The organism is Paenibacillus sp. J2L1-98, assembly GCF_056269405.1.
The window spans coordinates 250684-269622 of sequence record NZ_JBWDNW010000002.1; the positions used below are offsets into that span (position 1 = coordinate 250684).

Here is an 18939-nt window from a genome sequence, read left to right on the forward strand (position 1 = left end):
TCTGTCCACCGTCTACGTTAGTTCAGTTGCGGGTGTTCAGAGGGTGCAACCCTCGGGGCCCTCCCTTGGAAGGGAGGGCCCCGAGGGTTCGAAAAGCCTTAAAGGTTTAGTTTTTTCATTTAAAGTTTTGGTCTTCCAGCAATTTCATTTAATAGCGCATCCGGCATTGGGCCATTGTATAACCGGGTCTCGGCCGGCGCACTTGTTGATAACATGTCGTACATTTGCATGCGGCCCGCTGCACTCGACGTGTGTAAGTAGATTTGCTCCGGGTAACGACCAGTCTCTACGATATGGCGTACCACTTCGTAGCCGGTAGGCTGAGCCCAGCCTAGATCGTAATCGAGAGACAGAATTCCGACTGTCTCGAGATCAAGCAGCTGCTTGCATTCTTCCGCGTTGCTTGCCAATACAAAGCCTTTTGGACATACTCGATAATCATCTAAATAAACATGAATCATGAATGAATCCCCCGTTCAACCATAAGATTCAAAGCTTGCTATTTCACTGATCCTTTTGGCAGTCTGAACTAACGAATGCTTTCCGACCAGAAATGTCTAACTTCTCGATTATGCCGCCACAGCGCTGACAAATTTGACCCTCACGGTCGTAAATTTGAAAATGGCCGTGATGTCCGCCTGTCAAACTGTCCCCTTCGGCAAAAGACTGCTCTCCAGCTCCGCCTTGTGAAATCGCTTCCTTTAACACATTATGCATCGCTTCGTATAGGCGTTCCCAAGTTTCACGTTCAAACAACGGTATTTTTGCATCGGGACGCACAGCCGCAGCATAACAAATTTCATCGGAATAAACGGCTCCGATACCCGAAATTACATTCTGATCCATTAAGGCGGTTTTGATCGCTCCGCGTTTCTTGGCAAAACGCGCGATGAAGCGATCGATCGTCAGTCGTTTATCAAAAACATCCGGTCCAAAACGTCCAAGCTTCTCCTCAACTTCTTTCACCGTTAAAAGCTGCAAATCATCCGCCCGCAGCCCTAAGCAGAACAACGTGACATCGCCAAAATGCAGCCTCACTTGCGCTGTGCGTGTCGGTTTGTCGGTCTCGCTGCCTTTATACAAATAAGCTCCTTGCCCCAAATGAAGCAGCAGACGCTTTCCGTTGTCCAAATGCAGCAATAAATGCAGACCTCGTCTTTCAACAAACCAAATTACTTTTCCAACTACGTCGCGCTGTACTTGCTCCTCACTAGCTTGAAAAGCCTTTACATTCGATATTTCAATACCGGTAATCTGGGCTCCTGCGAATTGCTCCGTTAATAAAGCCCGATATATGTCCAGTTCCGGTAGTTCCTGCATGAAGCTCTCTTCCTTCCTTTGTTCTCCGTTTCATTTTATCTTATATCTCTCTATGGTCAGAAATATACGAACGAAGCTCTTCTAAGTTATCGCAAACGATATTTGGCTTACAGCCGGCCTGATCCATATAATAATCGATATTTTGAGCCGTCGTAAGTCCTGTTAGTACAAGTATTGTGCCACAGCCGGCAGCCTCGCCAAAAGCGATGTCCGTAGCCATATTGTCGCCGACTACCCACGTTTCGTCAGCCTTTAACCCGATCTCTCTAAGGGAATAGTTCATTAAAATAGATGAGGGCTTACCAATCAGAACAGGTTCCTTGCCTCCCGCAGCCTTAAGCATCGCTCCTATAGAGCCCGCCCCCGGTATAAGTCCATCTCCGGATGGAAGCAGCAGGTCAGGATTTGTCAATATGAATTGCGCTCCGCCATGAATATACCGGATCGCCTTCGTTAAGCGTTCATACGTGAATGACCGGTCTATTCCCTGCAGGACAAAGTCCGGTTGATCTTCTGTCAGCAATAACCCGGCCTCTTGTACAGCCTTCCTTAAACCATTTTCCCCTACTACAAATACGGCAGCCCCTGGCTTCTGTCCCGCAATATGTTCCGCTGCCGCTTGTGCTGAAGTGCAAACCTCATCGGCTGCGGCGGGAATGCCCATTTTCAACAGCCTTTCCGCAACCTCTTCTGGCGTCGATGACGAATTATTCGTTACGAAGCGAAAAGGAAATTTAGTTTCTCGCAAATAAGAAATCAGCACGTCCGCACCGTCGATGCGATGCGTGCCATGATATAATGTTCCATCAAGATCAATAAGTAAGCCGCGCATAGCAGGTCGTTTTCCTGTCATAGCTGTAATCCTCCCAAGCGTAAACGGCAGATGCCGCAATCTGGTGACTCAGCTAACGTATTCCGTTAAAAGTTAAGCCATTGTATAGAGTTGCAACTATCTGCTTTACGCCTCTGCTCTATTTTTAAGATGCCTAATTATTGTATTTGTTTTTCCGTCTTACGCCGCAGCCGCGCAATTCGGTTTCTCAGCGCCTCAAGCTCCGCTCTTTTTTTGGTATCACGGCGAACGAGCATCGATTGATTCAATGCATGCTCAAACGCTAAGTTCGCGTACCCTAAAGCCGTTTCGTAATCCTTGAGTTTATGCTCATAATACATAGCAAGCTCGATGCTCGCTTCATGTGCTGCCAAGCCAAAATTAGACGAGGTATGAATAATAGCCTTCTGCCACAATAACACAGCACGAATCCAATTTCCAGCCTTCTTGTCGCGCGCCGCAAGCATGAGAAGCGTTGATGGATTCGCGTGATCCGCCTCCATTGCCAGATTGAATAGGTGATAAGGCAGCTCGTTTTTGCCCATACGCTCCAGCCATAGTCCGGTACGGACCATTTCCTCCGGCTCATTAGGCAGTGGAATATATGAATCTAAATCGCCATTCAGTAAGTGTCCAAATCGAATGGCCAAGCAGGCGAGGGAAAGCATATCCGTTTCATTGTGACGAAATACACCTTCAAGCGGTGCAGGATCCCCATTCGCCAAATATTGAAAATAAAGCTGGGGCGCCAGCGAGCCCGGTACATCATCCTCGCGGTGAATACCGAGCCTTTCCTCCTCGACATGGCTTAATTTGCAGGAGACGAGCGTATTTCTCCACACGGATCTCGCAGGATGTAAGAAGTCGAGATGCTTCGGCTCCCACATTTTACGGCCAAGTCCGTTCATAATGAAGCGATTTTGGACAAGCGGCCAATCGAAGGTTTTGCCGTTGTACGTCGCCAGAAAAGTGTAATGCTGCAGCTTCTCCGCTAAATACATGAGCATTGCTCTCTCTTCTGCCGGATGTCTAATCAAGGTCTGTTCAATGACAAAATGCTCCTTCGACATATAGCCTATGCCAATCATAAAAGGAACGTTCCCGGCCCCAACTCCTAAACCTGTCGTTTCCAGATCAAGAAACAATATTTGCTCGGCAGCCGTATCAGAAACCGGATAAAAAGCTGCTAACCCCGGCGCCGCCTCGTACAGCTCTTCTATAGCATGAAGACCATGGTGAAAATCACTTGCATATTCAATCTTCCTAAGCAGGAAGCTTCCGGTTGCATTCGTATGCAGCTTTACGTCGAACGTCTCCCACACCGGCGAGAGCCATTCCTCATCCTCTTCAAGCAATTGATCCTGCCGCTTCTCATCCGCAGAGGCTGTTGCCTCAGCCTGCCTCTCCTTCTCCGAGCTGTCTCCACGCAATCGATTCATTCTATCGCGCATACCGCTCATCGGTTACCCTCCGCTTCATTCAGAAGCTCCAGCGCTTGCTGCTTTCCAAGAAGACCAACCTCTTCGATAGGACCGACACAGGCCGGACAGCCGCTTAAGCAGGTACAAGACCGTATCAATGATTTGGCTTGCCGAATAAGCTCATCATGGACTTCAAACAATCGCTCGCTGAGTCCGATACCGCCGGGATAACGGTCATAGAAGTAGATCGTCGGCTTCTGCGTATGTACGGCCTTTACCTGCGGTACCACTCGAATGTCGAAAGGATCGCACATTAAATAAAGGGGAGCGATATGCACGAGTACGTTAGCGATGCCAAGCAGGGCAAACTGCATCTCGCTTTTACTTTTGCGGGCTGCTGCTTCTTCGCTGAAAGAGAACCAGTAGCCGCTTGTATGCAGCTCTTCTTCCGGCAGGTGAATAGGGCCCGATCCGATATTTTCATGCGTGCGTAGCTTTATTTTTTTGAAAATAGTCGGCTTCGCATTTACTGTCAGCTCTCCATACTGTCTGATAAGCTCGCCTGACTCCCGCTCCTTATCGACATAGAGCACCTTCAGCTCAACCGCTAAATTAGCATCCGTATAGTAATCAACATTCACCTCGCGAACATAAGCCTTTTTCTCCGGATAATCGAGCTTCTCAACTTGAAACTGGACGCCTTCATGAATATAGATCGCTTCCTCATGAATGAGCGTCGGAGCGCTGAACCGGTCAACCTCGCCCAGAACCCGGCTGCCGTTCGTGTTGTCAATGATGACAAAGTTTTCTTGCGCGGCCGAGCGCAGGGAAATGTTATGCGCGGGAAAGGACTGCTCCATCCAAAACCAGCGGCTGCCTGCTTTATGAAGCACCTTCTCCTCCACCAAAAACTCCATCATGTCCTCAAGCGATTCCGAGCCGAACGTATCTCCTATTTCAAACGGCAGCTCGTAGGCCGCGCACTTCACATGATCCATGAGCACGAGCAGATTATCGGGGTGGATTAACGCTCGCTCAGGCGGCCGGTTAAAGAAGAAGTCCGGGTTCTGAATCATGTACTGATCGAGTGGATTGCTGCTGGCGACCATAAACGTGATCGAGCTTTCTTGCCTTCTGCCCGCGCGTCCGGATTGCTGCCAGGTACTGGCGATCGTGCCCGGATAACCGTTCAATACGCAAGCCTGCAGCTGACCGATATCAATGCCAAGCTCCAGCGCATTTGTGCTGACAACGCCGCGAATTTCACCGGAACGCAAGCCACGCTCGATTTCTCTGCGTAATTTGGGCAAATAGCCGCCGCGGTAGCCTCTAATCGATTTGTCATTCAGCTTATCGCGAATCAGTTCCTGCAAATAAGTAAGCAGCAGCTCGACCCGAACTCGGCTGCGCGCGAATACAATCGTCTGCACACCCTGTTTAAGCAGCAAACCGGCAAGCTTGCGCGTCTCAAGCACGCTGCTTCGACGAATCCCAAGCTGTTTATTCACAACGGGCGGATTATAAAATACGAAATGCTTCTCCCCCGTCGGAGCGCCGTTGTTGTCTACGAGCGCAACCTTCTCCCCGATTAGACGCTCCGCATGCTCCTGCGGGTTATCGATCGTGGCGGAGGCGCATATGAATTGCGGCGTCGAACCATAAAACTTGCATATTCGTTTCAACCTGCGAATGACGTTTGCTACATGGCTTCCGAACACGCCCCGGTAAGCATGAACCTCATCGATGACGATGAATTTAATATTTTCGAATAGCTTGACCCACTTCGTGTGATGCGGCAATATCGCGGAGTGGAGCATATCTGGATTCGTGACTACGATATGGCCGGCATTTCTAATGGCCGTTCGTACAGTTGGCGGCGTGTCGCCATCGTAAGTATGCGTCTTAATTCCGGCGTCCATTAGATCAGCTAACGCTTGCAGCTCAGCTACCTGATCCTGAGCCAGCGCTTTCGTCGGAAACAAATAGAGCGCTCTGCCCTCTTCGTTTTCAAGCAGCGACTGCATGACGGGCAGGTTGTAGCAAAGCGTCTTGCCTGAAGCGGTTGGCGTTACGGCAACTACATGATGTCCTGCGCGCGCGGCGCGGTATGCTTCGGCTTGATGCGTATATAAATTGCTGATTCCCCGGGAATGCAGCGCTTCCTTCCATGCATGATGCAGCCCATCCGGCAGCGGAGCGGTACGCGCCTCACGTGGAGAAATGGTCCGCCAGTGCGTCACATTGTCCATAATCTCGGTGTTTTTCCGCACCTGCTCTAACCATTCCTCCAAGCCGGAGGTTTTACCTGTAAACCGGTTCATGACCGTCCCTCTCCCATCAAACCTATGTTTCTTTATATTTTACAGAATACATGTTCGGGCTGCAATTTAATTTAACAAAATAGATGACGTCCCGTGAATTGACACCGGATAAGGGCTGGGCTATATTAACTTTAGAATATGCATTTAGACAATTACCTAAATTTCTAAAAAATTGAAAGTTAATCTCGAAAGGACGGCTTAGATGTCAATCAACCTTGCTTTCAAAGCGCTATCCGATCCGACTAGGCGCAAAATTTTAGATTTATTGCGCGAACGCGATCTCACTGCCGGAGAAATCGCCGACCACTTTCAAATGACCAAACCGAGCATCTCCCATCATCTCAGCCTTTTGAAGCAAGCGGAGCTCGTATGGGATGAACGACAAGGGCAGCATATTTATTATTCGCTTCATACGACCGTCTTTCAAGATTTAATGAAATGGATCATCTCCTTTCAGCATAACGGAACCGAAAGGAATGAATCCGAATGAAATCGAGCGTATTATCTTGGATAATTGTTGCCGTTGCCGTCATCGCAAGCATCGTAACCTATCCTGATTTACCAGAGCAAATGGCTATTCATTGGAATGTAAGCAACGAAGTCAATGGACTCGCGCATAAAGCATTTGCACTTTTGCTTCTGCCGGCGTTAATGGTCCTAATGATCGTCATTCTTCCCAGAAAGCAAAACTACCACAAACATAAGCCCAGCATGCTGATTGTTCAAAATATCGTCCTGCTCAGCCTCCTTGTTCTGCACAGTGTCACGATTGCCTTCGGCTATGGGCTAGAAATCAATATCGCAAAAGTCGTCCTGCCTATGGTCGGCATTATTTTTGTAGTTACAGGTAATTATATGCCGCGTTTTCAGCCAAATAGCTATTTCGGCATAAAAACAAATCAAACGCTTGCAAGCGAGACCGTATGGAGAAAGACGCATCAAGCAGCGGCCAAGTTTTATCTATATGGCGGCTTACTTACGATCGCAGCCGCGTTCGTCCCTGCTCCTTTCCAAATGATTATCTTCTTTGGCATAATCGTCCTCATCGTCCTCGCTTCCGTCTATTTGTCGTTTCACTTTAGTAAAGACAACAAATAAAGCAAAAACGCGAGGTTGCCCTCGCGTTTTTGCTTTATTCCTCTTGCAGAGCACGTTCAATTTCGATATGCATGAAATCCGTTGCCGCCGTTACGGCATGAAAACGCAAGGCCGCCTCCGCTTCCAACTGACTTAAATCCTCATTGCTGTATCGACCGCTAAAATGTGTCATGACAAGCCGCTTCGCCTTCGCCTTTGCAGCCGTTTCTGCCGCATCTGCCGATGTTGAGTGTCCGAACTCATACGCTTTCTCCTCCATGCCGGCGGCGAAGGTCGCTTCATGCACGAGCAAATCGGCGCCGGCTGCCAGTGTCAACGCATTATCGCATGGCTTAGTGTCTCCAAGCACCGTAACAATTCTGCCGATATGAGCGGGTCCGGTAACATCCGCCGTCCGGACGATCATACCGCTCGGAGACGTAACCGGATGTCCCTGCTTGATTTTTCCGTACAGCGGCCCTTCCTCTATGCCAAGCTCTTTCAGCTTATTCACGAGCAGCTTGCCCGGCTGATCATGCTCTGTAATGCGATAGCCGAAGCTGGTTACGCGATGCTCAAGCTGCAAGGCCTCCACCTTAAAGCGCTCATCTTTATAAATAATCCCTTCATCGCCTGTTATCTCATGGATGTTTAGCTCATAGTCCAGCGTAGTGGCGCTTATGGCAAATATCGTATCAATGAAGCGCTTTATGCCAATCGGACCAAAAAGCTGAACGGGAGTAACCCCGCCATCGAATGAACGGCTGCTTAACAAGCCCGGCAGACCGTATATATGATCGCCATGCAAATGTGTTATAAATACGGCCTCCAGCTTGTTTAGCTTCAGCGGCGTTCTCATAATCTGATGCTGCGCAGCTTCTCCAGCATCAAATAACCACCAGCTGCTGCAAGGCTCAGGAAGCTGCAGTGCCATTGCAGTTACATTCCGATACTTAGAGGGTCTGCCTGCACCCGTTCCCAAAAACCACATGTTCATAATCTCGTCCACCTCACCCTTAGCGGCTGCCGCATCACTTGCCGAATTGAAACGAAGAGCCCTCTTAAGCTCGTATTACCGAACGCTCAAGGGCTCTTTGTAAATTATAACCTATAGCTTCTCCACATTAAAATATTGCGCTTCCGGATGTGCGAATACCATCGCAGACACGGATGCTTCCGGCTCCATCATGCAGCCTTCCGTCAATTCGACGCCAATATCCTGTGGCCTCATTAAATCGAACAACGGCTCCTGATCTTCGAGGTTAGGACATGCCGGATAGCCGAATGAAACGCGAATGCCTTGATAACGAGCGCCATGACGCTGCTTCATAGTCATTTCAGCCGGATCCGGGTAGCCGCATAGATCGCGCATCATATGATGGACGCGCTCAGCCATCCCTTCCGCTACTTCGAGTGCCACTGACTGCAGTGCATGCGAACGCAAATAATCGCCGTTATCTTTCCACTCATTCGCAAGCTCGCGAATGCCGTGGCCAGCCGTTACAACTAGGAAGCCTACGTAATCCATCACGCCGCTCTCCACAGATTTCAAGAAATCCGCTAAGCATAAATAAGGCTCAACCTGCTGGCGCGGGAATGTGAACCGTTTGATCTCCTGCTCGGGATCTACCGGATTATAGATAATAATATCGTTACCCGAGGATTGTGCCGGGAAGAAGCGATACATACCGTGCGTTTTCAAAATTCCCTCAGTAGTTCCCTGTCGCAAAATTTCATCTACGGTTGCTTTGAGATGAAGCGCTTTTTCGTTGCCTTCCTTAAGCAGACTATCGACATTGCCTTTCAGTCCAAGGTGATGACCGAGCAGCATTTGCATATTCACATAAGGAATGACATGAGGAAGCGGCACATCACGCAGCACGTGACGCTCTAAATCCGGCGGTGTGAACACCGGCGCATCCGGCGAAATTTTGGAACGTACGGCGCGCGTCAATTCAGGCAATGGCTTCTTCTCTTCCTCATACAATCCGCCAGACGCCTTGAATGCGGCCATCTCGTCTTCCATCCGTGAGCGATGCTCGGGATCCATCAGCTTGTTCGCGATGTCCAGACCGTCCATCGCATCCTTCGCGTATAGAACGAGTCCGTCATATTCCGGGCCGATTCTTGTTTTTGTAAATTTCCGCGTAAGGGCCGCGCCGCCAACAAGGATTGGTGCATCAATGCCGGCCGTACGCAAATCCTGCGCGGTAATAACCATTTGCTGCGCAGATTTAACGAGCAGGCCGGATAAGCCGATCGCATCGACCTTCTCCTTACGGTAAGCTTCAATTAACTGCTCCGGCGGTACTTTAATGCCTAGATTTATTATTTTATAGCCGTTGTTAGACAAAATAATTTCAACAAGGTTTTTACCGATGTCATGCACGTCGCCCTTAACCGTTGCCAAAATAATTTTACCTTTGACAGAGGATTCATCCTTTTCCATAAAAGACTCTAAGTAGGTTACAGATGCTTTCATAACCTCGGCGCTCTGCAGCACCTCCGCTACGATCAGTTCGTTGCCGTTGAATAAACGGCCGACTTCCTCCATCCCACGCATAAGCGGTCCGTTTATAACATCCATGGCCGAATATTTTTTGAGAGCTTCATCCAAATCAGGGATGAGGCCTTCCTTCGTTCCCTCAACAACGTATGAAGCCAAACGCTCCTCCAGGGACAGATTCGAAATTTTCTCTTTCTTCTCTACCTTCTTGTTGCGGAAAGCAGCAACGAACGCAGCCAGCGTCTCGTCAGTCGTGTTGTAGATCAGTTCTTCAGCCAAGCGCCGCTCTTCTTCTGGGATCGAAGCATAACGCTCCAGCTTCTCTGTGTTCACGATCGCGTAATCCAGACCCGCTTTTGTTGCATGGTACAAGTAGACGGAGTTAAGCACTTCACGTCCCGCATCCGGCAATCCGAAGGAAATGTTGCTGAGTCCGAGGATCGTCTTGGCAAGCGGGAACTTCTCTTTAATCATACGAATGCCTTCAAGCGTCTCAACGGCCGAACCGATGTATTGCGGATCGCCCGATCCGACAGGGAACATATTCGGATCAAAAATGATATCCTCAGGATTCATTTTATATTTCTGTGTCAGGAGGTTATAAGAACGCTCGGCAACCTCCATCTTCGCTTGGCGGTTAACGGCTTGGCCGCGTTCATCGATTAGAATCATTACGACAGCAGCGCCATAGCGGTGAATTAACGGCAAAATTTTCTCAAACTTCGATTCGCCGTCCTCCAAGTTAATGGAGTTAATGATCGCCTTCCCTTGCGAATATTTTAGCCCCAGCTCAATAATGTGATCATAAGTGGAATCAAGCATCAAAGGCGCCTTAATTTTTTTTACAACCTGCGGCAAAAATTGCTGAACGGCATACGCCTCATCGATATCGGTATCCTGCAGGTTAATATCGATAACATGTGCGCCGCCCTTAACCTGCGCTCTTGCGATTTCAGAGGCTTCATCGAACTTCTCTTCCTTCAACAGCCGTTTGAATTTACGGGATCCGGAAATATTCGTACGTTCGCCGATCATGATCGGGCGATTTTCCGGCTCGATATATACGGTTTCTATACCGGATACTGCGTTCGGGTGCTCGCCCATCTTCGTACGCGGAGCATAGGCAGCCATCGTCTCAGCCATAACCCGGATATGCTCAGGAGTCGTTCCGCAGCAGCCGCCGGCAATATTTAACCAGCCCATCTCAGCGAATGCCGACATTTTCTTGGCAAGCGACTCCGGTGATTCATGATAATGACCGTTCTCATCCGGCAAGCCTGCGTTCGGATAGCAGCTTATTGCAGAATCCGCAATTTCGCTGAGCGTCCGCAGGTGATCACGCATAAATTCCGGACCGGTTGCGCAGTTCAGGCCGATCGAGATCGGCTTCAAATGCTCTAAAGAAATATAGAACGATTCGATCGTTTGTCCCGCGAGCGTTGTGCCCATCGGCTCTATCGTACCGGAAATCATAATTGGAAGCTCTTTGCCAAGCTTGTCAAACGCATTGCGAATGCCGATACTGCCTGCTTTTACATTGAGCGTATCCTGTGAAGTTTCCAGCAACAGCGCATCCACGTCTGCTTCGATCAAAGCTAACGCTTGCTCGTAATAGCTTTCTACAAGCTCGTCGAAGGTCACGCCTCCCGTTACCGATAAGGTTTTGGTCGTGGGACCAAGCGCTCCGGCTACGTAACGCGGTTTGTCGGGCGTGCTGTACTTGTCGCATGCATCGCGAGCCAGCTTAGCTGCGGCCAAATTAATCTCTCTCGCTTTTTCCGGAATATCATAATCGGCCAATACGACACTAGTTGCCCCGAACGTATTCGTTTCCAAAATGTCCGCGCCAGCCTCAAGGTATTGCTCGTGAATCGATTGTATAACATCAGGACGAGTCAGAACGAGCATCTCATTACAGCCGTCCAGCTCTGCTCCTCCAAAATCAGCTTCATTCAGATCGGCTTGCTGAATCATCGTACCCATCGCGCCGTCCAAAATGAGTATGCGTTCCTGAAGCATTTGTTGTATGGTCGGTTTCGACAATTTACTACACCCTTCCCAAAATCATTAACCAATAGTTTAACAGAATACCCGTTATGTGAAAAGGTAAATCCATCGACATTCCATTTGATTTGTTTTATAATAATTATATCATTTAATTTCTATAGGAAAAGAGGGAATGTTCATGGCTGAGATAAGAATTCGCAATACTGAGGAACGGATTCAAGGTGAAGAGGCTGTCCGTGCATTTCTAGAACAACAAGAGGTGCTCTACGAGCATTGGGAACCTAGCAAGCTAACAGAAGAATTACAACAAAAATTTGTTCTCTCTGACGAAGAGAAGCAGCAAATTTTGGCGACATATGATGATGAAATTCGTGACTTGGCTGAGCGTCGCGGTTATAAAACTTGGGATATCATCGCATTATCCGATGCTACGCCTAACCTGGACGAGCTGCTGAAAAAATTCGAAAACGTGCACACGCACACCGAAGATGAAGTTCGCGCAATTACTGCCGGACGTGGTATCTTCATTATTAAAGGAACGGATGACGTTGGTTATTTCGATGTTGAGCTGGAAGCTGGCGACGTTATCTCAGTACCGGAATACAAACCGCATTTCTTCACGCTTATGGAAAATCGCCAAATCGTAGCCGTTCGTCTCTTCATCGAAACAGAAGGCTGGATCGCTCATCCTTATGCAGACGAGAAATTCGCTTCCAACCAGGCATAATACGGATTTTAAAATAATGCAAGCCCCTCGCTAGCTGTTGAAGCTTATGCAAGGGGCTTTTTATTGCTATTATTTAAGCCTCCAGCAGCTGCAGAAGCTCTTCTAAATGTTTAATTTCATGGGTTGGCACGATCTCGTCATTGCGGACGGCACCGTGGCGGTTAATCCAAACCGAAGTCATCCCGATCGTATTTGCTCCCAAAATATCCGTCGTCAGCTTATCGCCAACCATGATGCCATGATCAGTTTCGACGCCGAGACGCTCAAGCGCATGCTTAAATATCGATGCTGCCGGCTTCCCTTCCCCAAACTCGCCCGAAATTATAATATGGTCGAAATAAGGAATCAGTTCCGGCACTCCAGCAAGCTTCTCACGCTGCAAATCAGGCGATCCGTTCGTCAGCAGAAGCAGCTTGTATTTACCCTTTAGCGCATTTAGAACGCGGAACGTTTCTTCGTATACGATCGGACGCGAACGGCGTTCAGCCGGGAATTGCTCAGCCAGCTTGGCGCCAAGCTCCTCATTATCAATGCCGAGTGCACTTAAGCCTTGGGTCCATGCTGCTTTACGGTAACCGGGAGCAAGGCTCTCAAGCTTACGGAATTCCTCTTGTTCGCCCTCGCGGAATGGCGCCCAAAGTCCTTCAAACGGATTGATGCCGATCATCTTCGTAAACGCGTACGTTTCATACGATTCATAAAGTGCCCGCGCTGCGGTGCGAACCGATTCCTCCAGTGCATGAGGATCAACTCCAGTCGCTGCCGCTGCCGTTTGGCACGTAGCTTCAAAAGCTTCCTTTACGCTGCGGTCATCCCACAGCAATGTGTCATCCAGATCAAATAAAACTGCTTGTTTAGTCATCGTTGTTCGAACTCTCCTGCCTGTTTATTTTTGCTGAAAAGCAATATTGTTAGCTTGAGCGAAAACCTTCAGCTTCTCGCCAAGCTCTTCTGTCGGAAACCGGTTAGTCAACTTAGAGAAAACCCAGTTTCCGCCTTTGTGCTGCTCCACGATTACATAACCCTTTTGAACACTAATGCCTTTGATCGCGGATGCAGGAATACGTTTATCTCCGGTCATACGGCGAGACTGTACGAAATCTTTGCCAATCGTAATGTACGGTCTGCGGAAAAAGAATAGTACCGCCAGCAAAATATAGCATCCTACCGTGATCCAAAACATCATATCCATTTTAAACGCGGTAGAGCTTTGCATCAGAATGACGTACATGGCAATAAATAAAATCAATAATATGGGAGCAATGAAATTACGCCCAACGATCTTCTCCGATTTATCGGCATTGAATACGATTTGACCATTGCCTTGCTTTTTGCGTTGCTTATTTACGACACTCATGTTTTTGCGCACCTTGCGCTCCCAGGAACGTGACAAGCTGATTCTCCTCCTAATTGAAACACTATTCAAACGGTCTGCGGAACTTATCGATGAAGCGATTCGGATAGTCATCCGGTAGTGCGCTTATTTGTTCCAAACGGTTCCATATCTCGCTTGGCATTTCCCAACCTATTGCTCCGATATTATCCTCAAACTGCTCTAATTTGCTGGCACCAAATATTGGTGATGTAATACCTTCCCGCTGAATAAGCCATCTAAGCGCAACCTGAGCAGGCGTTTTGCCAAGCTCTTTGGCCGCTTCAAGCAGAGTATCGAGGATTACGAAGTTTTTGTCTGATGAGCGGTAAATCCATGCGCTCTCCCCTACCTTCGAGGTTAAACGGCCCTCTGTCGGCATTTCCCTGCTGTAGCGGCCGGTCAGAAAACCGCCGCCGATGGGAGCCCATGGAATAATCCCTACCTTCTCCTCTTTACAGAGCGACAGCATCTCGCGATCCATTTGTCTGCTCACTAGGCTGTATTGAGGCTGTATCGATACAAAACGCACATATCTGTTAGCATCGCTATAAGCCAAAGCCTTCATAAGCTGCCATGCAAAAAAATTTGAACATCCTATGTAACGCACTTTGCCTGAAGTGACGAGATCATCGAGCGTGCGAAGCGTCTCTTCGATCGGCGTTGCGTGATCCCATACATGTACTTGATACAAGTCGATATAATCCGTCTGAAGCCGTTTTAGACTTGCTTCAACGCCGTCCAAAATATGCTTGCGGGACAAGCCTGCTCCATTGATATTGCTGGATGTGCTCATTCGCACCTTTGTAGCAAGGACAATGTCGGAACGTTTGTTTTTGATCGCTTTACCAACGATTGCCTCAGAACGACCATTCACATATACGTCGGCTGTATCAAGAAAATTACCGCCACGGTCAACGAATCGATCGATCATATCGATTGAGTCCGCTTCACTTGTCGTATTGCCGAATGTCATCGTTCCCAAACAAAGCTCGGATACGGCTAGTCCACTTTTCCCTAACAGATTATATTTCATCTAATCACCCTTTCGTGGATATTAAATGAGTAGCGCTAACTTTCGTTAATGCTTGATATTATCATTATCATCAACAATTTCAATCTTTTCCAGCTGTTGACGGAAATTGTTTTTAAAGTTGTTTAAATATAGCTGGCGCAGCTCATCTCTTTCGGCAATTTCCGGCCCTGTCAGGCCTTCCGATTTATTTTTACGAGCGAGCTCGTTTATACGCTCAATAATTTTTGAAAATTCCATCCTAACTAAACTCCTCTCATGATGAAAAAAACTCTACTCTATAGTTTGACATTTCAACCGTTCAATTGTCAAGGAGCAGAAGCTCCGTAACGAATAGAGTAACGAGCACGAATCGTTTGCTTTATTACAAAAAAACTTTCTAAACCGGTAGATTTGGTTAATCTACTTAGCTTAGAAAGCTTTATTTGGGAAAAATCATTTGTATTGCATTGGAATTGACGCCTTAGTTACATACTAGGAATAATAAGCCTCTGCCCCGGCTTAATTTCTGGAGATTGTAGATCATTACGATCTTTAATCATGTAGACGATGTATCTAATATCATGGCTGCCATCAGTGTATTGCTTTGCTATCTCCCATAGCGTATCTCCTGAATGCACCGTTATGATTTGTTCTTCCCCTGTCGCTTCTTCAGGATGATTACCGGAAGCGTCTGTTCCCATAAGTAGAAAGCTAGTAAATAAAAGGGCGAACACCGCAGAGCAAACTACGATCTTAGCTGCATGCCGCTTCAATAATCGACTCATTAGATGGCTGAGCATAGCTGCTTTACCTGCTTCTTGCTTATGAATCGTTCTATAAAAACTTGGACTGGTTATCATTTCTCAACACCCCAAACGTTTGTTCTGTTTTTAGATTACACGAACAAACGTTTGGTGTCAACGAAAAAATGCGAACTTCTGTACTTAAGAACTTATGTTTGTACGAACTCCGGTTCTATGTTATAATTTTTTACAAACCTACTAATGGAGTGATCGCAGTGTCGAAGATTTCGAACCGACAACATTCGATTCTTGAATTTATTAAGAATGAAGTCCGGGAGAAAGGATATCCACCCTCCGTTCGAGAAATCGGCGAAGCTGTTGGATTGTTATCCAGTTCAACCGTTCACGGTCATTTGGACCGCTTGGAGAAGAAAGGTCTAATCCGCCGGGATCCGACTAAACCTCGTGCTATTGAAATTCTAGATCAAGAAGGCGTAGACGGCATTATTCCCCTTTCCGTCGCAAAAGTGCCGATCGTCGGTAAAGTTACCGCGGGCGTGCCTATTACAGCAACGGAGAACATCGAGGAGTACTTCCCGCTTCCTTCTCATTTCGTTGGTGACAGCAGTGTTTTTATTCTGAATGTTATGGGCGAGAGTATGATAGAAGCAGGTATTCACGACGGTGATTATGTTATCGTCAGGCAGCAGCAAACCGCAAATAACGGTGAAATCGTTGTAGCGATGACCGAGGATGATGAAGCAACGGTAAAGACGTTCTATAAGGAGAAAAACCACATCCGCTTGCAGCCGGAAAATTCCACTATGCAGCCGATTTTACTCCAAAATGTAACGATTCTAGGAAAAGTCATCGGGCTTTTCCGCGATATTCATTAAACAACCAACAATTAATTGCGTACATAAAGAAGAGGCTGAATCGATGCATTTGCATCATTGATTCAGCCTCTTCTTTAATATTTAATATAACGGGTGTACAACCTGAACGCCCAGTTTCCTCACATCCTATTCAGCTGTGACAAACACCCAATCACTAAACGTTTAACTCGCATAACATACTGTGTACTCAAAACGTAAGGAGGTGCATTGAAAAATGTCCGGTTACGTTGGTGGAGCTTTTACAAACACAGGAACAATTTTGGTTCTCTTCATTTTGTTAGTTATTATCGCTTGCAGCTGCATGGGTTTCGGCTACTAATTAATGTATGAAATCGCAACTTCTTAACTTAATTTTGCAACTTCACACAAAAGACCCGTACTTCGGGTCTTTTTGTGTTTGTTCAGACTTCATTCAACCTTTACTTGAAGATGATCTCTCAACTCAGATTAATCAATATACTCCAATTATCCGTACTCAATTTTTCGCTATTCTAGCTATTTCCTTACACTCAAGAACAGCACGCTCGCGGCCTGATTGAGCAATATGTATCATGGCGAGGCCGAGCTCCTTCAATGAAATGACATACTTAGGTAAAACTGCACGAAGCATCGGATACATCCAGCTTAAAATCGAGTAATAGCTATGCGTATTTTTTAATCCCTTTGTTGGATGAATATAACCTGGACGGAACATATAAGCTCCTTTAAAAGGGAGCTGGAGCAGACGGTTTTCTGTTTTCCCTTTCACTCTAGCCCACATGCTTTTTCCATGTTCCGAACTATCTGTTCCGCTTCCGGACACATAACAAAAAATCATTTCTGGATTTAAGCCCGATAATAAGCTTGCTATGTGCAGCGTAAGATCGTAAGTCAGTCGCTTGTATTCTTCTTCTTTCATACCAACGGATGACACGCCCAGACAAAAGAAACAGGCATTGTAACCATTCAATTGCGGCGCTATTCCAGACAGATCAAAAAAATTATTGTGCACGATTTCTTTTAATTTAGTATGGGCTACACCACAAGGTTTTCGGTTGATGACGAGCACCCGCTCCACATCCGGGTGTTGAAGACATTCGTGCAATACACCTTCCCCAACCATTCCGGTAGCTCCAGTAATGATAACTTTAATTTTTTTGCCCAACTCGTGATTCGCATCCTTTTGCTCACTCATCCGTTTCACCCTGCTAACATGAATTTTGAATACCAAATTACACGAATAATGGGTATTTTAAAATAATAAAACAAGAATTACCTTTAAAATGAAAAAACGCATCCCCCAAAAGAGTAAGGCAATGCACCAACGGGTACTTGCGATTTCTACTTTAGGGGATGCGTTTCAAATCATTCTTTTACAGTTACCTATTAGTAAAGAGTCAAATATTGATCTCTTTCCCATTGGTGAACCTGGGTGCGGTACATATCCCATTCGATTTCTTTCAGCTCATAGAAATGTGCCAGCGCATGGTCGCCAAGCGCATCACAAACGATGTCACTTCTTAGCATTTCGTCAAGCGCTTCCTTCAAATCGAGCGGCAAGCTTGGAATACCTTCATCCTGACGTTCTTCTTCAGTCATGATGTAAATGTTCCGGTCAGTCGGCGCCGGCAATGGCAGTTTGTTCTGAATACCGTCAAGACCAGCTTTAAGCATAACAGCCAAAGCCAAGTATGGGTTTGCAGCCGGATCCGGATTACGCACCTCTACGCGAGTGCTTAGACCGCGCGAAGCCGGAATACGAATCATTGGCGAACGGTTGCTTGCAGACCAAGCTACGTAACAAGGCGCTTCATAGCCGGGTACAAGCCGTTTGTAGGAATTGATTGTCGGATTCGTAATGGCAGCCATCGCACGCGCATGCAGCAAAATACCAGCCATATAATGACGAGCAACCGCACTAAGTCCAAGTTTGTCCTTCTCGTCGTAAAATACGTTCGTATCGCCGTTGAACAACGATTGATGACAGTGCATCCCCGAGCCGTTCACGCCGAACAATGGTTTTGGCATAAACGATGCATGCAAGCCATGCTCGCGTGCAATTGTTTTGACAACAAGCTTGAACGTTTGAATCTGATCCGCTGCCTTGATCGCGTCTGCATATTTAAAATCGATTTCATGCTGACCAGGAGCTACCTCATGGTGAGAAGCTTCAATTTCGAAGCCCATTTCTTCAAGCGTTAAAACAATTTCACGACGGCAGTTTTCACCCATATCCATCGGAGCTAAGTCGAAGTAACCACCTTGGTCATTCAGTTCTGTAGTCGGCTCTCCGCGCTCATCGGTTTTGAACAGGAAAAATTCAGGCTCCGGACCGACATTCATTGCCGTATAACCAAGTTCTTTCGCTTCCTTCAATGCACGCTTCAAAATACCGCGCGGATCTCCAGCGAAAGGAGTTCCATCCGGCATATAAATATCACAAATCAAACGGGCAACGCGATCTTGTGTTACCCATGGGAAAACAACCCAAGTATCTAAGTCAGGGTACAAGTACATATCAGATTCTTCAATACGCACATAACCTTCAATGGATGATCCATCGAACATCATCTTATTATCAAGCGCTTTCTCAAGCTGGCTGACAGGAATTTCAACGTTTTTAATTGTTCCAAGCAAATCAGTAAACTGCAAACGAATAAATCGTACATTTTGTTCTTGTGCAATACGTCTAATATCCTCTTTAGTGTAACTCACTGAATCAT

General features: G+C 47.1%; 19 protein-coding genes. 5 read left to right on the top strand and 14 right to left on the bottom strand.

Going from position 1 to position 18939, the window contains the following annotated elements; genetic code table 11:
- Window positions 1-119: 119 nt before the first annotated feature.
- From AC0YNZ_RS05835 to AC0YNZ_RS05855, 5 genes are all read right to left on the bottom strand, one after another.
- The gene (locus AC0YNZ_RS05835; RefSeq protein ID WP_475825735.1) at window positions 120-461 is read right to left on the bottom strand and encodes a cyclic-phosphate processing receiver domain-containing protein; all 342 of its coding nucleotides are present in this window, start codon (window positions 459-461) and stop codon (window positions 120-122) included.
- A gap of 43 nt (window positions 462-504) precedes the next feature.
- A complete protein-coding gene (locus AC0YNZ_RS05840) occupies window positions 505-1320 on the bottom strand; it encodes an Fpg/Nei family DNA glycosylase (RefSeq protein ID WP_475825736.1) in 816 nt (271 codons plus the stop codon).
- Window positions 1321-1360: 40 nt separating this feature from the next.
- Window positions 1361-2173 (bottom strand): TIGR01457 family HAD-type hydrolase, encoded by an 813-nt coding sequence (locus AC0YNZ_RS05845; RefSeq protein ID WP_475825737.1) that lies wholly within the window; start codon window positions 2171-2173, stop codon window positions 1361-1363.
- 137 nt (window positions 2174-2310) lie between these two features.
- Entirely contained in the window at window positions 2311-3612 is a 1302-nt protein-coding gene (locus AC0YNZ_RS05850) for a ribonuclease H-like domain-containing protein (protein ID WP_475825738.1), read from the bottom strand.
- Complete coding sequence (locus tag AC0YNZ_RS05855; protein WP_475825739.1) at window positions 3609-5894, bottom strand: DEAD/DEAH box helicase; 2286 nt, start codon at window positions 5892-5894, stop codon at window positions 3609-3611. Before AC0YNZ_RS05855 ends, AC0YNZ_RS05850 begins: the two co-directional genes overlap by 4 nt.
- Before the next feature lie 202 nt (window positions 5895-6096).
- Here AC0YNZ_RS05855 and AC0YNZ_RS05860 point away from each other — a divergent pair, with 202 nt between their 5' ends.
- Window positions 6097-6384, top strand: coding sequence for an autorepressor SdpR family transcription factor (locus AC0YNZ_RS05860; RefSeq protein ID WP_475825740.1), 288 nt, complete (start codon window positions 6097-6099; stop codon window positions 6382-6384).
- The gene (locus AC0YNZ_RS05865) at window positions 6381-6992 is read left to right on the top strand and encodes an SdpI family protein (protein ID WP_475825741.1); all 612 of its coding nucleotides are present in this window, start codon (window positions 6381-6383) and stop codon (window positions 6990-6992) included. Before AC0YNZ_RS05860 ends, AC0YNZ_RS05865 begins: the two co-directional genes overlap by 4 nt.
- A 34-nt stretch (window positions 6993-7026) precedes the next feature.
- Here AC0YNZ_RS05865 and rnz read toward each other — a convergent pair whose 3' ends face one another.
- Both rnz and metH read right to left on the bottom strand, forming a co-directional pair.
- Entirely contained in the window at window positions 7027-7968 is a 942-nt protein-coding gene (gene rnz, locus AC0YNZ_RS05870) for a ribonuclease Z (protein ID WP_475825742.1), read from the bottom strand.
- A gap of 111 nt (window positions 7969-8079) precedes the next feature.
- Entirely contained in the window at window positions 8080-11496 is a 3417-nt protein-coding gene (metH, locus tag AC0YNZ_RS05875; RefSeq protein WP_475826152.1) for a methionine synthase, read from the bottom strand.
- Window positions 11497-11662: 166 nt separating this feature from the next.
- Here metH and AC0YNZ_RS05880 point away from each other — a divergent pair, with 166 nt between their 5' ends.
- The gene (locus tag AC0YNZ_RS05880) at window positions 11663-12211 is read left to right on the top strand and encodes a 1,2-dihydroxy-3-keto-5-methylthiopentene dioxygenase (protein ID WP_475825743.1); all 549 of its coding nucleotides are present in this window, start codon (window positions 11663-11665) and stop codon (window positions 12209-12211) included.
- Between the two features lie 73 nt (window positions 12212-12284).
- Here the strand turns inward: AC0YNZ_RS05880 and AC0YNZ_RS05885 are convergent, their stop codons facing one another.
- From AC0YNZ_RS05885 to yneA, 5 genes are all read right to left on the bottom strand, one after another.
- Window positions 12285-13073, bottom strand: coding sequence for an HAD family hydrolase (locus AC0YNZ_RS05885; RefSeq protein WP_475825744.1), 789 nt, complete (start codon window positions 13071-13073; stop codon window positions 12285-12287).
- 24 nt (window positions 13074-13097) lie between these two features.
- Window positions 13098-13604, bottom strand: a complete 507-nt coding sequence (locus AC0YNZ_RS05890) for a hypothetical protein (protein ID WP_475825745.1) — start codon at window positions 13602-13604, stop codon at window positions 13098-13100.
- Window positions 13605-13629: 25 nt separating this feature from the next.
- Window positions 13630-14619 (bottom strand): aldo/keto reductase, encoded by a 990-nt coding sequence (locus tag AC0YNZ_RS05895; RefSeq protein ID WP_475825746.1) that lies wholly within the window; start codon window positions 14617-14619, stop codon window positions 13630-13632.
- Window positions 14620-14664: 45 nt separating this feature from the next.
- On the bottom strand, window positions 14665-14856 hold the full coding sequence (locus tag AC0YNZ_RS05900) for a DUF896 domain-containing protein (protein WP_475825747.1): 192 nt from the start codon (window positions 14854-14856) through the stop codon (window positions 14665-14667).
- A 227-nt stretch (window positions 14857-15083) separates the two neighbouring features.
- The gene (yneA, locus tag AC0YNZ_RS05905; protein ID WP_475825748.1) at window positions 15084-15458 is read right to left on the bottom strand and encodes a cell division suppressor protein YneA; all 375 of its coding nucleotides are present in this window, start codon (window positions 15456-15458) and stop codon (window positions 15084-15086) included.
- 158 nt (window positions 15459-15616) lie between these two features.
- Between yneA and lexA the strand changes: the two genes are divergently transcribed.
- Window positions 15617-16237, top strand: a complete 621-nt coding sequence (lexA, locus tag AC0YNZ_RS05910; RefSeq protein WP_053376242.1) for a transcriptional repressor LexA — start codon at window positions 15617-15619, stop codon at window positions 16235-16237.
- 214 nt (window positions 16238-16451) lie between these two features.
- Window positions 16452-16556 (top strand): sporulation protein YjcZ, encoded by a 105-nt coding sequence (yjcZ, locus tag AC0YNZ_RS05915; protein ID WP_475825749.1) that lies wholly within the window; start codon window positions 16452-16454, stop codon window positions 16554-16556.
- 156 nt (window positions 16557-16712) lie between these two features.
- On the opposite strand, the gene AC0YNZ_RS05920 is transcribed toward yjcZ, so the two are convergent.
- Together AC0YNZ_RS05920 and glnA are read right to left on the bottom strand one after the other, a co-directional pair.
- On the bottom strand, window positions 16713-17411 hold the full coding sequence (locus AC0YNZ_RS05920) for an NAD-dependent epimerase/dehydratase family protein (RefSeq protein ID WP_475825750.1): 699 nt from the start codon (window positions 17409-17411) through the stop codon (window positions 16713-16715).
- Between the two features lie 191 nt (window positions 17412-17602).
- A complete protein-coding gene (gene glnA, locus AC0YNZ_RS05925) occupies window positions 17603-18931 on the bottom strand; it encodes a type I glutamate--ammonia ligase (RefSeq protein ID WP_475825751.1) in 1329 nt (442 codons plus the stop codon).
- Window positions 18932-18939: the final 8 nt, after the last annotated feature.

Excerpts from the sequence above, each read along its gene's own strand:
- AC0YNZ_RS05835 (WP_475825735.1), bottom strand. The coding sequence starts at position 461 with ATGATTCATGTTTATTTAGATGATTATCGAGTATGTCCAAAAGGCTTT.
- AC0YNZ_RS05840 (WP_475825736.1), bottom strand. The coding sequence starts at position 1,320 with ATGCAGGAACTACCGGAACTGGACATATATCGGGCTTTATTAACGGAG.
- AC0YNZ_RS05845 (WP_475825737.1), bottom strand. The coding sequence starts at position 2,173 with ATGACAGGAAAACGACCTGCTATGCGCGGCTTACTTATTGATCTTGAT.
- AC0YNZ_RS05850 (WP_475825738.1), bottom strand. The coding sequence starts at position 3,612 with ATGAGCGGTATGCGCGATAGAATGAATCGATTGCGTGGAGACAGCTCG.
- AC0YNZ_RS05855 (WP_475825739.1), bottom strand. The coding sequence starts at position 5,894 with ATGAACCGGTTTACAGGTAAAACCTCCGGCTTGGAGGAATGGTTAGAG.
- AC0YNZ_RS05860 (WP_475825740.1), top strand. The coding sequence starts at position 6,097 with ATGTCAATCAACCTTGCTTTCAAAGCGCTATCCGATCCGACTAGGCGC.
- AC0YNZ_RS05865 (WP_475825741.1), top strand. The coding sequence starts at position 6,381 with ATGAAATCGAGCGTATTATCTTGGATAATTGTTGCCGTTGCCGTCATC.
- rnz (WP_475825742.1), bottom strand. The coding sequence starts at position 7,968 with ATGAACATGTGGTTTTTGGGAACGGGTGCAGGCAGACCCTCTAAGTAT.
- metH (WP_475826152.1), bottom strand. The coding sequence starts at position 11,496 with ATGCTTCAGGAACGCATACTCATTTTGGACGGCGCGATGGGTACGATG.
- AC0YNZ_RS05880 (WP_475825743.1), top strand. The coding sequence starts at position 11,663 with ATGGCTGAGATAAGAATTCGCAATACTGAGGAACGGATTCAAGGTGAA.
- AC0YNZ_RS05885 (WP_475825744.1), bottom strand. The coding sequence starts at position 13,073 with ATGACTAAACAAGCAGTTTTATTTGATCTGGATGACACATTGCTGTGG.
- AC0YNZ_RS05895 (WP_475825746.1), bottom strand. The coding sequence starts at position 14,619 with ATGAAATATAATCTGTTAGGGAAAAGTGGACTAGCCGTATCCGAGCTT.
- AC0YNZ_RS05900 (WP_475825747.1), bottom strand. The coding sequence starts at position 14,856 with ATGGAATTTTCAAAAATTATTGAGCGTATAAACGAGCTCGCTCGTAAA.
- yneA (WP_475825748.1), bottom strand. The coding sequence starts at position 15,458 with ATGATAACCAGTCCAAGTTTTTATAGAACGATTCATAAGCAAGAAGCA.
- yjcZ (WP_475825749.1), top strand. The coding sequence starts at position 16,452 with ATGTCCGGTTACGTTGGTGGAGCTTTTACAAACACAGGAACAATTTTG.
- AC0YNZ_RS05920 (WP_475825750.1), bottom strand. The coding sequence starts at position 17,411 with ATGAGTGAGCAAAAGGATGCGAATCACGAGTTGGGCAAAAAAATTAAA.